Source organism: Brevibacillus dissolubilis, from assembly GCF_006170445.1.
In the GTDB taxonomy this organism is placed as follows: domain Bacteria; phylum Bacillota; class Bacilli; order Brevibacillales; family Brevibacillaceae; genus Brevibacillus_B; species Brevibacillus_B dissolubilis.
Genome location: NZ_VCNA01000001.1, coordinates 709,706 through 726,629 on the forward strand (window position 1 = coordinate 709,706; position 16,924 = coordinate 726,629).

The 16,924-nt window shown below is 56.8% G+C and carries 1 pseudogene; it reads right to left on the reverse strand.

From position 1 onward, the window contains the following. Positions 1-77: 77 nt before the first annotated feature. Positions 78-16,814: pseudogene (locus FGI41_RS01890) on the reverse strand (amino acid adenylation domain-containing protein); the annotation flags it as partial. Positions 16,815-16,924: the final 110 nt, after the last annotated feature.

A 16,924-nucleotide genomic window follows, 5' to 3' on the forward strand; every position in this document is an offset into this window, starting at 1 on the left:
CTTTCTACGCGTTTGAGGAACGTGAGCAGCTCGTCGTCGTTCATCTCGCGCAAGGCTTTGAGCGTGTGGGTGGTGGCTTTGACCGTGAAGTTGGTCAGAATCGCCAGTACTTCGCCCGTCTCATCCGTAATGTTGACGTGGAATGTATATAAGCCCTCCTCCCCGTCGGTTTCGCTGACATGGGCGTAACAATTGGATGGGAGCGGCTTTTTGATTGTCAACGAATCCAGAGAATACGGGGTGTACAGGACGTCGGTATGTTGGTGCGACTGCGCCAGGTGGATGATGGTGGTCTGAAGTACACCATCAAGGAGCACCGGATGCAAGGTATATGCTGCGGAGTCTGCGGTCAGGGTGGACGGCAGCTCCAGTCGGGTCAGGATATCTGCGTGAGTGCGGGAGTGGCTGGTATTCTGATGGTTCTGATTGTTGTGGCTGCTCCAAATTTGGCGGATGGCACTAAAGCTCGGGCCGTAAATGAAGCCTTGGGCTGCCAGCATTCGGTAGCAAGCGTCTCCGTCCATCATCTGTGCGGCGCTGTTGCGGATCGCGTCGAGGTCGATGCGGGTAGCGACGGTGCCAAAAGCGGCAGCGGATTGTGTCTGCATTTCAGACGCTGTTTGGTGCAGGCTCATCGTCCCTTGGCACAGGACATAACGCTGTCCGGACTTGTCGGTGTAAATCTCGACATCGATCTCCTCCACTTGCTCATCACCGACTGGCAACAGGCTGATGCCGACGGTTTTGCTGGTGTCCGCAAATGGGATTGGTTTGGCCCAGATGAAATTCTCCATGTGGGTGATTGCTTGTCCTCCGGCGATCTGCCCGGCGGCGCGGGCCATTTCGAGGTAGATCATGGCTGGCAGCGCGGGTTGCGTGTCTTGGAGATAATCTTGGAGGAAATACTCGTGACCGCTGAGGCTGGTAGAAAATGCAAGCTCGCGGAGATTTGACACGTTCTCACCGACGAGTGGGTGCAGGTATGGTCGCTGGCCGTGTGTAGCTGCTGTCGGGAATGCTTCGTGTACCAGTGCTGCGCCATGTGTAGCTGCTGTCGCGTCTACTCCATGTGCCTGTGGTTGCAATCCTGCTTGAGCCTTCGCGTCGGAGGAAGCTTTCGTCTGATTCATCCCGTAGTTGTTGAATACGGTGCCAGCGTCTTCTGCCGCCCAGTAACGTGTTTTGGCAAATGGGTAGGTTGGCAGCGAGATGCGTTGTGGGAAGCCGTCGGTGTAGAGCAGGCTCCAATCGATCACCGCACCTTGGCTCCATGCTTGTGCAGCGCGGTGCAGGTCGGCTTCTTCCGTGGTGAAATGGCCGAAAACCGGGATGTCTTTGGCTTTGAGTCCGCGTGTGTTGCCTTCGTAGCGGTCTTGTCCTTGATTACCATTCACATAGCTTTGGAGCTTGTCGTACAGGTCACGCTCACTGTTGACGATAAAAGCGACACGCAGGTCGAGTGCTTCGCGGCCGGTCTGGAGCGTGTAGGCGATGTTTTCAAGGGTCATGGTGGACATGTGGGCGGCTAGATCGGTGTTGGCTAGATCGGTGTTGGCTGGTTCGCTGATGGCATTCACCATGGCTTGACGATTAGCCGTTTCCTTGTGATCTGCTCCCCCAAAGCCGTATGTTTTCGCCAGATGATGGGCGAGGTCGGTGGCGTAGGCTTTGAGTCGGCCCTCGTTTTTCGCGGAAAGTGGCACGACTTGCGTGCGGTTTACACTATCATGCGAGCCTGCCTGACGACGATCAGTACCTTTTGGCTGGATATATTCCTCCAAGAGCACGTGGGCATTGGCACCGCCGAAGCCAAAGGAGCTGACACCTGCACGGAGCGGGATAAGCTGGCCTTGCTGGTCACGGAGGTGGTTCCACGATGTGGTATTTTGCACTACGTAGAACGGTGTATTCTCCAGTTGAATATATGGGTTGATGGTGTTGAAGTGAATGTTCGCTGGAAGCTGCTTGTGTTTCATCGCCAACAGGACCTTGAGCACCCCGGCGATACCTGCGGCGCCTTCGAGGTGACCGATGTTGGTCTTGACGGAAGCGAGACCGCAGTAGGCGTTGGTCGGTGCCGGACGGCCTTGGCGCTGGAACAGCTCGCCGAAGGCTTTTTTCAGGCCGTTGATCTCAATCGGGTCACCGAGGCTGGTGCCTGTGCCGTGGGTCTCGATATAGGTGACGGTGGCCGGATCGACTTGGCCGTCCTCCAGCGCCTTGACGATCAGCTCGGCTTGGGCGTTGGCGTTCGGTGCGGACAGCGAGTTGGAGCGTCCACCGTGGTTTTCGGCGGTGCTGCGGATGACGGCGTAGATGTGGTCACCGTCCGCTTGGGCCTTGCTCAATGGTTTGAGCAGGATCGCCCCTACGCCTTCGCCACGGACATAGCCGTCGCCCGCTTCGTCAAAGGCTCTGCATCGTCCTGTGCGGCTCATCATGCCGTTCTGGCTGAGTGCGATGTATGGCAGCGGGCTTAACAGCAGGTTGACCCCTCCGGCAATCGCGGTATCGCAGTCGCCGTTTTGGATGGCGAGCACAGCGCGGTGGATGGCGATAAGCGAACTGGAGCAAGCGGTGTCGATGCATTCGCTTGGGCCTGTCAGGTTGAGCAGGTACGAGACGCGGTTTGCGATCACGGTACGGGCTACGCCTGAGACGGTGTAGCCTTCGACACTTTGGCCGCTTTCACGCAGGACGTCCATGTAGTCAAAGCCTGTGACTCCGACGAAGACGCCCATTTTGCTGCCGGAATAGTCAGATGGCTTGTAGCCAGCGTCTTCAATCGTCTTCCAGGTGGTTTCGAGGAAAAGACGCTGCTGCGGGTCCATCAGCTCGGCTTCGCGGCGCGAGATGCTGAAGAACTGGGAGTCGAACTTGTCTACGTCGTCGAGGAACCCGCCCCAACGTGAGCTGGACTTGTTCTCCTCATGTGTCGCATCCCCGTCGAATTGCCGCCAATCCCAACGGTCGCGCGGGATTTCGGTCACCATGTCTTTGCCTGCGAGGATGTTGTTCCAGTAGGCATCGAGGTCTTCGGACTGCGGCATTTTGCCTGCCATGCCGATGATGGCGATCGGTTCACGGTTGCCTGCGTGTGGGTGGTAGGTGGTGGCGTTGGTGCTGGTCGTTGGTTGGGTGGTGGTAAGGTTTGTGTTGCTGTCCGCTGATTGGACGGTGGTAACATTCGTGTTGCTCACCATTGTCGGTGCGACAGCCGCCTCTGCATTTGCTTTTGCCAGTTCCAACTCGCTGATCTTAGCGGCATAATGCGCTATGAGCTGTTCGCGGTGGTCATCCACGAGGTAGCGGGTCAGCATCTCTATCGTGGAGTACTCGTAGAACTGCGCCGGACTTACCACGGCTTGGATGGTATTTTTCAGCTTGACGCTCAGGTTGACGAAGCTGACGGAATCAAAACCGTACTCGCCGATGTGGATGTCCGTCTCGATGTCCTCCGCCTCCATGGCGATCAGCTCCGCGATGACCGCGATGATGTCGGCTTCGACGGCGGTCGTGAGGAAGTCGCGGAGTTCGGTGTCGGTCAGAGTTGCTGGGGTTGGCGCAGCTGCAAAAGTAAGTGCTGGTTCGACGACTGGCGTTGGTGCGACAGCAATCGTTTGTGCTGACTCGACCGCTGGTGTTGGCGCAACAGCAATTGTTTGTACTGACTCGACGCTCGGCACAGAACCCGCTTGCGAACCGCTCACCCCCGCTTTCCCCGCCTTTTTCCCACCATCTTTCCCTGCAAAATCCTTATCCCCATACGTACCATTGATCTCCGCCATCTTTTCATTCGTCAAAAGCTTGCGGTCGATCTTCCGGCTCGGCGTGAGCGGGAAGCTGTGCAGTACGACAAAAAGGGACGGCATCATATGCTGTGGCAGCCATTCTTTGAGCAGATCGCGCAGGTGGGACTTGCCGTTGATCGCAGCGTCTGGCTCCAGCACGACGTAGGCAACCAGCTGTTTGGCGCCGGGATTGTCTTCGCGGACGACAGCAACGGCTTCTTTGACGCCTTTGATTTTTTGCAGGGCGGTCTCGATCTCGCCCAGCTCGATGCGGTAGCCGCGGATTTTGACCAGATTGTCTGCGCGGTTGACGTAGTCGAGATTGCCGTCGGGCAGGTAGCGGATCAGGTCGCCGGTGCGGTAGATTTTGCCGCCGTCAGGATCAAACGGGTTGTCGATAAACTTCTTCTGATTATCCTCTTCGCGGTTGAGATAGCCGCGGGCCACGCCGTCTCCTCCGATGTAGAGCTCGCCTGGCACACCGATCGGCACGGGATTCATATGTCGGTCCAGCACATAGATGGTCGTGTTGGCGATCGGGCGTCCGATATTGATCTTCTCACCCGCCTGAACAAGGCTCATGGTCGACCAGACCGTCGTTTCAGTCGGGCCGAACTGGTTCCACATCTCGGTGCAATGCGGGTGCAGTCTGTCCGCCAAGTCGCGGCTCAGCGCTTCCCCGCCTGTGAAAATGCGGAACGGATGTGTCGCCCCCCACTCTGCGGTCAACAGCATCTGCCACATCGCCGGGGTTGCCGGGATGACGGTGGCTTTGGACTGTTCCAGATGGGCTTTGAGCTTGAGACCGTCTTTGCTGATATGGGTCGGCAGGATTTCGTTCGTTCCGCCGCTCACCAGCGCCAGATAGATTTCCGGCACGGACATGTCAAAAGAGTACGATGCGATCGACAGCATGTAGTCCTCGTGGGTAAAGCCCGGTGACTTCTGCATCGAGCAAAGCAGGTTGACCAGTGATTTGTGCCGGATTTGGACGCCTTTTGGCTTGCCTGTAGAGCCGGAGGTGTAAATCACATAGATCAGATCCTCCGAGGTAGCCAGATTCGGCACGTGTGGCACATAGTCCATCCCGTGCTCGCGCTGGTTGGCTTCGACGAATGCCTGCCATTCTACGTCCAGTCGCAGGATTTGCAGGTCGCGGGTCGGCACTTTATCCTCGATGGACGAGTGGGTGATCAGGATCGGTGCTTTGGTGTCTTCGAGCATGTACGCCAGACGGTCAGACGGATACGTCGGGTCGAGCGGTACGTAGGTGCCCCCTGCTTTGGATACGCCGAGCATGGCGACGAAGCAGTCGATCGAGCGCTCGAGGAAAATTCCGACAAACACACCCGGTTTAATCCCCTGCTGTTGCAGATAATGACCCAGTCTCGTCGATTGGAGACTCAGCTCGCGGTAGGTGATGGTGTCATCCATGCAGACGGTGGCAATTTTATCTGGATAGAGGGCAGCTTGCTCCTCGATCAGCTCATGGATGCACTTGTCGTTCGGATAATCAGTGGTCGTGTCGTTCCACTCGACGAACAGCTTGTGTTGCTCAGATTCGGTCAGCATCGGGACTTTGGTGACCGGTTGCGCTGGATTTTTGACCACGTTTTTGAGGATTTCAAGGTAGTGGGCAGCCATGCGCTCGATGATCGCCGCTTCGAACAGGTCTGGATTGTATTTAAAATAAAGCGTCATCGTCTCAGCTGTTTCGCCAACTTCGAGCGTAAAGTTAAACTCGCCGGACTGGTGGACATGCGGGTAGACCTCGATGTTCCATGCGCCGGATTGGGCTTGTTCGCGGAGCGATTCTTTGACCCAGTTCTGGAAGTGGAACGAGGCCTGGAACAGTCCGTCACTGCCCTTTTCCAATTCTTGCATCAGAGTGAACAGCGGATAGTCACTGTGATCGAGCGCGTCGAGTACAGTGTCATTGACAGTCTTGGCAAACTCGAGGAATGCCGGGCCGTCTGCCAGATTGCTGCGGATCACGGTCACATTGGCAAAATAGCCGAGGACTCCTTCGTATTCTGCGCGCGGGCGGGCCATCATCGGTGTGCCGACGAGGATGTCATCCTGCTGACCGTACCGGGACAGCAAAATGTTGTACGCGGCAAGCATCACGGAGAACATCGGGACATTAGCGGACAGTGCCAGTTCATGGAGCGCACGGGTCAGCTCCGCGTCCACCTCGGTGATGTAGCCTGCTCCACGGTAGGTTGGTGCTCCCGAGAATGGTTTAGATGGCAGTTCCAAAAGCGGCAGTTCCCCGCTCAGCTGCTTGTGCCAGTAGGTGCGCTGGCGTTGGCCTTCTTTGCCTTGGAGCATCCGTTGTTGCCATGCGACATAGTCCTGGTAGCTGACTGTCAGCTCTGGCAGCTGTGGTGTACGGTTGTGAATCAGCGCGAGATAGACCTGCTCCAGCTCGCGGATGAAGATCGGCAGGGAGACCCCGTCGAAGACCAGATGATGGAAGTTCATCAGGAACAGATGACGGTCACGAGCCAGCGTGTAGAGTGTGGCGCGCATCAACGGCCCCTTTTCCAGATCAAATGGCTGTCTCGCCTCGTCCTCTGCCAGTGCGTCGATGGTCGCTTCGGTGGCAGTCCGTGTCACAAAAGAAAGCGGCTGCTCAGCATGCACGGTCTGCACAGGCCGTTCGCCGTCTAGCTGGACGGTTGTGCGCAGGCCTTCGTGGCGCTGTTGCATGTAGCGCAGGGCTTGTTGAAGTGCTTCGATGTTGAGCTCGTTGGAGATCCAGACAGCAAACGGCAGGTTGTAGGCGCTGTTGTCTGGTTTGAGCTGGTGGACGACCCAGACGGCGCGCTGGCCTTCGGTGAGCGGGAAGGTTTTGGCGGTTGGTGTGGTGTCGGCTGCTGTGGCAGTTGCCGTTGTCGCCGCGGCCTCTTCCAGCTGCGCTCCCTCTTTCACCAGATACTTCGCCACGTCTTGAATGTTGTTGAAGGTGAACAGCTCTTTGGCAGATATTTTCACGTCAAACATATCGTGGATCGTATTGATCATCCGCATGCCCGTAAGCGAATCAAAGCCGTACTTTCTCAGGTTGTCATTGACCTTGATCGTACCGGCAGGCAGCTTGAGCAGGCTGCACAGGATGTCTTGCAGGGTGAGCTGGATGCGTTCCTGCGGACTGAGTTGCTCCGCCGGATGACTAGTGACAGCTGTGGCGCTCGCTGTCTGCTGAATCGTCGCGGCAGCTTGGTTACGGGCGGTGTGCAGAACGGTCTGCGTCGGATGGTTACCATAATAACTAGTTACGTCCACTTCTGGCACCCAGTAGCGCAGTTTGGCGAACGGATAGACCGGAAGTGCGATTTTGCCTGGTCGGGTTGTTGGATACAGCAGCGCCCAATCGATCTCGACACCCAGTACCCACAGCTGTGCCAGCTTGGTGTAGTCGCGGGCTGCTACGGTGTGCCGGATGAACTCCTCACCAGCTGTGCCGCCAACCAGTAGCTCTGCCTTTTCGCGGTTGGTCTCGATGTTGCCGCCGTAGAGGTTATGGATGTTCGTGCCGCCTTGGGCGAAGTCAGCCAGCTTGGTACGAAGCTCTGCTACGCTGGTGACGAGGAGCGCCAGACGTTCTTCCATCGCTTCGCGGCCCACTTGGAGCGTGTAGGCGATGTCAGCGAGGTGGAGTGCGTCCGCTTCCGGGCTGTTGAGGAAGGCCGCCATCTCTTGTGCATAGGCCTGGAGCCTGTCTTCATCACGGGCAGACAGCAGAATGATCTGCGGAGTGCTTGTTAGCGCGTCCGTCTGCGTGACTGCTGCGTTGTCCGCGGTCACTGGCGGGATGTACTCCTCCACGATCAGGTGTGCATTGGCCCCGCCTGCTCCGTATGAGCTGATCCCGGCGCGGCGCGGATAGGTGACACCGTTGATCACCGGCTGGTTCCAGTCAGTCAGGGTCTGCTGCACGACAAACGGGCTGTTGGCAAAATCAATGTTCGGGTTCAATACCTCGGAATGCAGGGACGGTGCAATCTGCTTGTGCTTCATCTGGAGCAGCACCTTGGTCAGCCCCGCGATTCCCGATGCGGATTCGAGATGACCGATCATCGACTTGGCCGTGCCGATCGCGCAGTACTGTTTATCCTGGGTGAATTGACCGAATGCTTTGCCAAGACCCGCGATCTCAATCGAATCTCCGAGCGGTGTACCTGTCGCCTGCGCCTCGAAGTAACTAATCGTGCGTGGGTCGATGTTGGCTTTTTGCAGGGTTTCTGTGACCAGCTCGCCTTGGGCGTTCGGGCTTGGCACCGAGTAGCCGTTGGTTCGGCCTCCATGGTTGATCGAGCTTGCTTTGATCACGCCATAGATGCGGTCGCCGTCCGCCACTGCCTTTTTCAGCGGCTTGAGCAGGACAGCCCCGACACCTTCGCCCGGCACATAGCCGTCTCCGCCGTCTCCGAAGCTGCGGCATTTGCCGTCGCTGGAGAAAAAGTTGGCGATCGAGAGCTGCAAGTACTTCAGCGGGTGAATCGTCAGGTTGACGCCCCCGGCGATGGCGACATCGATCTCCCCTCGGCGTAGGCTCTCACACGCGAGGTGGATGGCGGTCATCGAGGAGGAGCAGGCGGTGTCAAGGGCAAGGCTTGGGCCTGTAAAATTAAACAGGTACGATACACGGTTCGCTATAGATGAAAAAGCTGAGAGCGGCAGGAAGCCATTGCCACTGCGGTATTGCTCGGCGGCGTACAGCTGGTATTGTCCGTACATCACGCCGACGTAGACGCCTGCTTTTGCATTGGACAGGCTTTGGCGCGTGTAGCCCGCGTCCTCGATGGTGTGCCAGACCGTCTGGATGAACAGGCGCTCCTGCGGGTCCATCAGCTCGGCTTCGAGCGGTGAGATGTGGAAGAACAGCGGATCGAATTTGTCCACATCGTTGAGGAAGCCGCCCCATTTGGTGTAGGTCTTGCCCAGCTGCCCTTTTTCCGGATCAAAAAATGGGTCGTGGTTCCAGCGTTCACGCGGGATTTCGCTGATGCAGTCGCGGCCGTTTTTGAGATTGTTCCAGTATTCCTCCAGATTGCGCGCCTGCGGGTACATGCCGCTGACACCGATGATGGCGATGTCGTCGTATTCGGCGGTTGGCTGGGTGGATGCAGGTGCCGCTTGGGTTGCTGTTGTGGCGGTAGGTTGCTTCGGTGCAAAACGGGATGGGATTGCAGTCGATGCGGGTGCAACAGGCGACGTTGTCTGCGGAGCCGTAATCGGTGTAATCCCGGCTATTGCTTGGGACGGTCTCAAGCCTGCCTGTGCAACGGATGATCCACTCGTCTGCTGAATGCCAGCGTTCGTGACGTTCTCAGCGACCACTCCCCCAGCCTGCTCCACTTCCGCTGGCACGTTCAGCATCTCCTTCAGACGTGCCGCTTGGTTTTTCACCAGATATTTCCCGAGGTCTGCGATGTTGCTGTATTCGAAGAAAAGCGTCTTCGGCAGGTTCTGGAACTCTTTTTCGAGACGGTTGTTCAGCTCCATGATCATGACCGAGTCGATCCCGTAGCGGTCAAAATTGGTCTTGGCATCGATGCGGCTCGCTGGCAGGCCGATAGTCTCGGACAGCAGGTCTTTCAGATAGGCTTCGGTCGCTTGGGAGAGACGGTCTTCGAAGCTTGCCTCTGTCGATGTGGCCGGAGTTGCTGACTGTCCTGTTGTCGCTGGAATGGCAAGTGTTGATGTCGCTAAGCCAGTCGGTTGAGCCATTGGTGTGCCAACTGCTTGTGCTTGCACCGATGTATGTGTGCCATGTGATTGGGGTAATCCTGCCTGAGCAGATGCGCCTGATACCGTTGCCGCTTGCACCGCAGAATCGCCGAACGCAGCAGAAACATTGCCAGCCGATCCTGCCGCTGGCACGACCGTTTTTAACACACGGTTGATCTTCTGCTGATTCCCGCTTGCGACCACCACTTGGGTAAGTCCGCTCGCCAGCGTCTCGGTGAACGCCTGCAGACCCAGCTCAGGAGTCAAGGCTCTCATGCCGGAATATTCAAAATAAAGCTTTGCCGACTCATCCTGCTCCGGCAGATCCATCCCCCCGCCTGCCCACAACGGCCAGTTGATCGCCAGCGTACGGCCGTAGCGAAGTCCTTTTGCCTGTTGCTGTTCGCGCATCGCGGCAAAGCTGTCAAGGAAGCTGTTGGCTGTCGCATAGCTGCAGCCCCCGAAATCGCCCATCAGCGCCGCGATAGAGGAGAACAGTACGAAGAAGCCCAGCTGCTCGTCGCGTGTTGCCAGGTCGAGGTTGAGCGAGCCTTGGATTTTGGACGACAGCACCTTGGCAAAAGCCGCGCGATCCTGCTGAGTCACTGGCACATCGTTGGTCACGCCGGCGCTGTGGATGATGCCGTGGATTGTGCCGAACTGATTTTTAATAGTAGTGATCAGTGCTTGCACGTCGCTTGCGCTCGATACGTCTGCTTGGGAGTAGACGACCTCTGCTCCGAGCTGCTTCAGTTCGTCGATTTTGGCCTGTCTGTCTGCGTTGAGTGCGGAGCGGCCTGTGAGGACAAGCCGTGCTTGATAGTTTTCTGCCAGATAGCGGGCAAAAATCATCCCAAGTCCACCGATGCCACCTGTGATCAGGTAGACGCCATTGGTGCGGAGTGGAAGACTAGTCGGGTGGGAGGCTGTCGGCGTTGAGCCTGCTGGCAAACTGATTGGTTCAATCACGCGCACATAGCGGACTGCCGTCCGGGTCTCGACCAATGCATTTCTGTCACCGCGAGCATAGCGGATCTCCGTCCCATTGCTATTACCGCGTGCGTTCAACTCATGGAAAAGAATCGTTGGCAGCTGCGCCTGCATGGAGATGTGCCCGTCTTCACCCTCTCCTCCTGTCTCGATCTGCACCGTCACGAGTTCAAAACGGTAGTTCACCGGTGCAATCGATTTCGCAAAGCCTGCGAGCGCCTCATACTGTGGCATCGGATCGGCCTCTGTGCCCGGATAGACGAACAGGCACTTGGTTTTGGTCTCGGATTGCAGTGAGGTTACGGCCTGGAACAGATACATGATGGAATAGAGTCCGTTCTCCAGGCTTTCATCCAGCTTGGCATGGAGTTTGCCAAAATCGGTCGTGGTTGTCAGGGAACCGCCGTTTTGACGCAGGCTCCACAGGTGGACGATCTGAGTCGGGATGATGCCTGTTCCATGCAGATGGGTCAAAAGCGTCTCGTAGTCTTGCGGATTGGCCGGATTAATCGCAAAGTGATTGTCCCCAAGCTCGCGGAATGTGGTGTCGCGGCTGACGCGGATCACCTGCTTGGCTGTGGTGGATGCGTCACTTTTATAGCTTTGATAGATAGACGCAACAGACTCAGCAACCGTCGTTTCCTCATCAAATACAAGCACGGTCGACTTAGCGTCTCCGCCTGCTTCCACAGACACGAGACTCGGTTCCAACGATTCTGCGTCTGCCTGTTGCCAGACTGGACGGAAATAGAGCAGATCCTGTTCTTTGCGCTGGAGCGGTCGTGCGGAGAAATCGTTGATCCGTACCAGCACTTCGCCCGCTTCGTTGAAGATGACGATATCGTATTTTTCCGTGTCGCCGTCTTGCATCTCTGGATGAGTGGAGCGTATCGCGTAGGCATAGCACTCAGCTGTCATCGGCTGATAGATTTCCACCTGCCCGACCGCAAATGGAATCCGCAACACTTGATTCTCCCCTGCCGCCGCCAGTCCGATGCCCCCGACAGAGCGGAGCGCGCCGTCCAAGAGTGACGGATGCAGGACGTATTTGGCAAAATCAGCACGGGACTGCTCCGCCAATTGGAGTCGTACCAGTCCATCGACCGTGCCGCCGAACATCTCCTGTGTCACTTGGAAGGTCGTTCCGTAGCCAAAGCCCATCTGGGTCAGAATCTGATAGACTTCCTGCTTGTCGCGCCGATCACTGAAGCGTTGCTTGATCTCAGCCACATCCACACGGTAGGACGGGTCAGCCAGTTCTGCTGCTTGGTACAAAATACGTCCCGTGGAATGCGTGATTTTTTGCTCGGATTCGATGCTGTAGACCTCGTATGTGACGAAGCTGGTGTCTGGCGAAAGCTCGATGTAGACGTCCTTGGTCATTCCGTCTACCACTACCGGACGCATCCAGAACACGTCTTGGATGATCAGGTGACGCGAAAGACCCGCCAATTCTGCGGCAGCGCGGACCATTTCGAGATAGGCGGCTCCCGGCAGGATCGCTTGACCGTTGACGATGTGGTCTTGGATCACGTATTCGTGGGAATGCAGGGTTTTCTTGAACACTTGGCTTGCCAGTGTCGATTGGTTGAGGTCGACGAGCGGATGCAGAGCTGGGAATTGTCCGTTGGTTGATGCGCCGTCGGTTAAGCTTGACTTCAAGTCGCCTGTCGCTTGTGGAACCCAGTAGCGTTCGCGGGCAAAAGGATAGCCCGGTAAAGCTACATGCTTTCTCATCTGGTCGCTGTGGAGCAGACCCCAGTCGATCGTGGAGCCGACCACCCAGAAACGGGCGACTTTTTCCAGATTGCCGTTGCGGATGAGGGCGTGCAGGTACTCGACGTCTTCCTCTTCTTGGCTGAGCACAGCGGATGTGGTGCCGCCCTGTTCGGTGTTGCCACGGATGATGGTGTGGGCGTATATGCCGGAGTTCGCGCTGGAAGCAGAGTGGTAGGATGAGTCTGTAACGTATGCTTCCAGACCTGCGATCAGCTCCTCCATGCTCGACACCACTAACGCGAGGCGCTCCTCCATCGGTTCGCGGCTGGTCTGGAGCGTGTACGCGATGTCCGCAAGGGATGGTGGTTGGTTGATGGCAGATGTTGTGCTGTTGGCTACGGTTCCTGATGTGTCGTTGACAGAGGCTTCATAGACTGAGGCTTCGCTGTCAGCTGATCCTTCTATCGTTGCTGATACTCCACTATCTACGGATGCTTCCGCAATAGCAGACACTGGGTTGCTATAGTGGGCCAGCAGACGATCTTTTGCTTCTGTTGAGAGATATCCCGTTATCGCCTCGATGCTGCCATAGTCAGCAAAAAGTGCAGCGGTAAGCTCCAGCCCATAGGTTTCATTCAACCGTTCTGCCAGTTTGGCAAGCGTGATGCCGTCGAAGCCGTAGTCTCCGAGATCCACGGTTGGGTCAAGGTCGGCTGTGTGGATGTTTAATAGGTGGGCCGCGGTGGTTTGCAGATCGACTTTGAATAGAACAGAGAGCTGTTCGTCATTTATCGCAGGTTCGCTGGAGGATAGAGGTTGCTGTTCGGTTGATCCGTTCCGTGTTGTTGCATTGGACGGATTCTTTTGACCTAATTCTCCTGCCGACTCGTCACTCTGCGCTGATCCCAGACCTTTGCCCACCGACTTTTTCAAAAAGCCTGCCAGTTTGGATGCATATTCTTTCAGGCGTTCTTCATTTTTGGCGGACAATACGATCAGCTGTGGTGCTGACGCATCATCGGCATCTGCTCCTGTCTGCGCTTCAACCACCATCGCATTCAGCTGCTCATACGCTTCGAGAATCACATGAGCATTCGATCCGCCTGCACCGAATGAACTGATCCCGGCACGCAGCGGCACAAGCTGTTCCTCGCCGTCGACGGTAACGACAGGCTGATTCCACTCGGTCAATTTCTTTTGTACGTAAAAGGGCGACTGGTCAAAATTGATGTTGGGATTCAGCGTGTCCGAGTGGATCGATGGGACGAGCTGCCTGTATTTCATCTGAAGCAGAACCTTGATCACACCAGCTACACCTGCTGCTGACTCGAGGTGGCCGATATTAGACTTGGCAGAACCGATCGAGCAGAATTGCTTATCACGGGTATACTCGCCAAACGACTTGATCAGTCCGGTCATCTCGATTGGATCACCAAGCGATGTGCCTGTGCCGTGCGCCTCGATATAGCTGATCGTGCGCGGATTGACACCGGAGCGGCGAAGCGCGTCAGAGATCAGGCTGGCTTGCAGGACTGGATTGGGGACGGTGTAGCCGTTGGTTTTGCCGCCGTGGTTGACAGAGGTTCCCTTGACGACTGCGTAGATGTTGTCACCATCTGCGATGGCTTTTTCTAATGGCTTGAGCAGGACTGCGCCGACGCCCTCGCCTGGTACGTATCCGTCGCCCCCTTCGCCGAAGCTGCGGCAACGGCCGTCTGTGGAGGCGAACTTGCCTTGGGAGAGCAGCACGTATTTATTCGGGTGGATCGACACGTTGACACCGCCCGCGATAGCTACCTCGCTCTCACCACGGCGCAGGCTTTCACATGCGAGATGGATGGCTGTGAGTGAGGATGAGCACATCGTATCAATCGCGATGCTTGGCCCATGGAAGTTGAAAAAGTAAGAAACACGGTTCGCCACCGATGCGTAGGAGGAGCTGAGTGCGAGCAGGTTGCCCTTCATCGACTCTTCTGCACCGTAGAGCTGGTATTGTCCGTACATCACGCCGACGAAGACGCCCACGGCTGCCCGATCCAGCTGGGACTTGGTGTAGCCTGCGTCTTCGAGCGTGTGCCAGACGGTTTCGAGGAACAGCCGCTCTTGCGGGTCCATCGTCTCTGCTTCACGCGGAGAAATATTAAAAAACAGCGGGTCAAACTTATCCACATCGTCGATGAAGCCGCCCCATTTGCTGTAGACTTTGCCTTTTTTGGTCTTGTCCGGGTCGTAGTCGCGGTTGGCATCCCAGCGGTCACTTGGAATTTCGCTGATGCAGTCCTTGCCCGCCTTGAGATTTTCCCAGAACTCGTCAATGGTGCGTGCCATTGGGAATCGGCCGCTCATCCCGATGATGGCGATGTCGTCGTGGCCGTAATCGTTGTAGGTATGAATAGGTTCGAGTGCGGTCGTGTCGGCTGTCGATTGGGTGTTGCGGTTGTTCTTGGTGCTGGTGTTGGCTGTGTTGCGGGTGGAGTGGTTATGGTTATCGCTTGTGGTGCGGGTAGATGCTGTGCCAAAACGGTTGCCTGTGGCTCGATTGCCTGTGGCACCTTTGCCCGCCATGGATGGGTTGCTTGCCATGGATCGTTGGCCCGCTCCGGGGTTGCTTGCTGACTTGGAGTGGGGCGCTCTGGACTCGGTTAACTCGGTGTTGTTCGTTGGTACAGCGCTGTACGTCTGGGCGACACTGTTCTTTCCTGCCCCGGTCTTGTTCTGACCGGCCGCTTTTCCACTTGCCCCCCCTGTCCCGCCTGATGCTTTTGGCTGAAGCTTGTCACGCAGCTTGTCGATGTGGAAGTCGATGAAATAATCCGCCAGATCGGACAGATTCTGATACTCGAACAAAAGTGTCTTGGACAGCTCGCCGAAGTGACGCTCCAGCTCACGGTTGAGGTTGACGACCATGACGGAGTCGATGCCGTATTTTTCAAGCGGTTCGCTTACATCGATCTTGTTGATCGGCAGCTTGATCTCTTGGGCGAGGACGTTTTTTAGGAAAAGCTCGGTCTCGGCTTTGAGAGCTGTGGCGTCGGTGAAAAGCTCGGTGGCGGCTGGTTCGGTGCTATGATCGGCTGGTGTCGGTTGAGCAAGTCCGGCGCTTTTACCCGCTGACGCTGGTGGTTTAGCGAGTTCGGACTTTTTGCCTGTTGCAGCTGTCGGTTCAGCCTTCACGGTATGTTTACCTGTTGCATCACCGTCACGGTCTGCCCCCCGCTTCGATGCAGTTCTGCCCGCTTCCGTCCGCGTTGCAAGTCCCGCCTGCTTCTTCTCCTCACTTTCTCCGGCAAACATCTGCCGAATTCTCCCCGCATCCCCTTGAAAGGTCATCATGTGCGCAAGTCCAGATACGAGACCCGTCTCAAACGCATGAATCCCGTTCTCCGTGGGTAGCGCGGTCACGCCGAATTTGCTCTCAATCGCTTCCACCGCCTCGTCGGTCACACGCATGCCGCCTTCCTGCCAGTACGGCCAGTTGAGCGCAAGGCTGACACCAGGGCGTCCGAGCTGCTCACGATACGCCGCATACTCGTCCATGAACCGGTTGGCGAATGCATAGTCGCTCTGCCCGATGTTGCCCATCACAGCGGTCGTGGACGAGAACAGGACGAAAAAGTCAAGTGCTTCGTTCTTGGTCGCTTCGTCGAGATGAAGCGTGCCGAAGACTTTTGGCGCGAGGACGGTTGTGACCTCCTCCTGCGTCTTTTGCAGGATAAAAGCATCGCGGATGACTCCGGCGCTGTGGATGATTCCGTTCAATTCTGTGAAACGCGCTTTCGTCTGAGCGATCACGGACTCCACATCGGTACGGCTGGTCATGTCGGCTTGCAGGTAGAGAACCTCGGCTCCCGCCTGTTCCAGCTCGTTCAGCTTGGCTTGCTGATCGGCTTGGAGTGCGGAGCGGCCTACGAGTACGAGACGGGCTTGGGCCTTCCGGGCAAGATGTGTTGCAAAAATCAGACCAAGACCACCTGCACCGCCTGTGATGAGGTAGACACCGTGCTTTTTAAGCGACAGGCTGTTCCCCTTGGACACCTCAGCCTCAGCCCCAGACACATACTCTTGCACAACCCGCACAGAACGGGTGCCTTCCTCATACCGCACCACTGCCTCTGTCGCAACATCTCCTGCCAATTCGCCCGCCAGCACTTTGCGGAAGCGGGATACCGTGTTGCCCGCCAGTGTCGCGCTGTCCAGCTCGATCATTTTAGTGAGAAAATTCGGATTTTCCATGCCGAGCGTCTTCAGAAAACCGCTCACTGCCGCATACAGAGGCTCCACCTTCGCGGTTGTGCGGGTGTAGACGTAGAGCAGACGGGTTTTGTGCTTCGGCTTCTGTTCCATCAGCGCCTGAGTGAGCAGGATCATCGAGGAAAAACCGTGGGTCAGCTGGGTCTGCACCGCCTCCACCTGCGTGTCAAACGCCTGCTCCGACCACATATGCACCACGCTTTGCGGTACCAGCTGTTGATCGTATAGTGTACGGATCAGACGGGAATAATCCTCGCGCTTAGCCGGGTTGATCGTGAAGCGCTTTTGCCCCATGTCGGCGAAGCTCTCACCTGGGGTAACGAGGATGATCGATTCATCCACAGCCTGCCATTTGGGATCGTTGGCCAAAAGCAGTACATGGCCGGACAGAGAAGCCGCCCCCGCCTGCGCGGTGAGCGGTGCTTCTTGCCATGCCG